This window comes from Pedobacter sp. ASV28 (genome assembly GCF_016428855.1).
Taxonomy (GTDB): Bacteria; Bacteroidota; Bacteroidia; order Sphingobacteriales; family Sphingobacteriaceae; genus Pedobacter.
This window is the reverse complement of sequence record NZ_JAELTN010000141.1, coordinates 1-403: the sequence shown is the minus strand read 5'-3', so window position 1 is coordinate 403 and position 403 is coordinate 1. Positions and strand designations below refer to the sequence as shown.

Annotated in this window: 1 protein-coding gene; it reads right to left on the bottom strand. The window is 64.0% G+C overall.

Annotated features, from left to right (window positions below):
• Positions 1-205: 205 nt before the first annotated feature.
• Positions 206-403: hypothetical protein (locus tag JHD79_RS22550; protein WP_199121610.1), on the bottom strand; the 198-nt coding region annotated here is incomplete at its 5' end.

Sequence of the window (403 nt, the reverse complement as noted above, 5' to 3'; positions counted from 1 at the left end):
ACCCCCACCCACCCCCCCTACCCCCCCCCCCGCCGCTCCCCCCCCCCCCCCCCCCCCCCCCCCCCCCCCCCCCCCCCCTTAATGCTACTCCCACACCCGACTTATCATCTATGGCTAGATCTTAGGAAGCTTCAGATGTGTTTTAGAGCCTGCGCCCAACAGGAGCAAGGAAAACCAAAAAACAATGGTATTATTTGTCCTGTTGCTACCGTTGGCGTCCCCGCCAGCGGCTTAATCCTTTTATCCCATATATGGCTCTATTAAACATCACCGAGCCCCAGATAACAGAGAAAAAAAATGGTATGCAGTCTTTTGGGGGGGAGACGCGGCGGGGGGGCGGGGGGGGGGGGGGGGGGTGGGGGTGGTGTGGGGGGGGGGGGGGGGGGGGGGGGGGGGGGGGGGG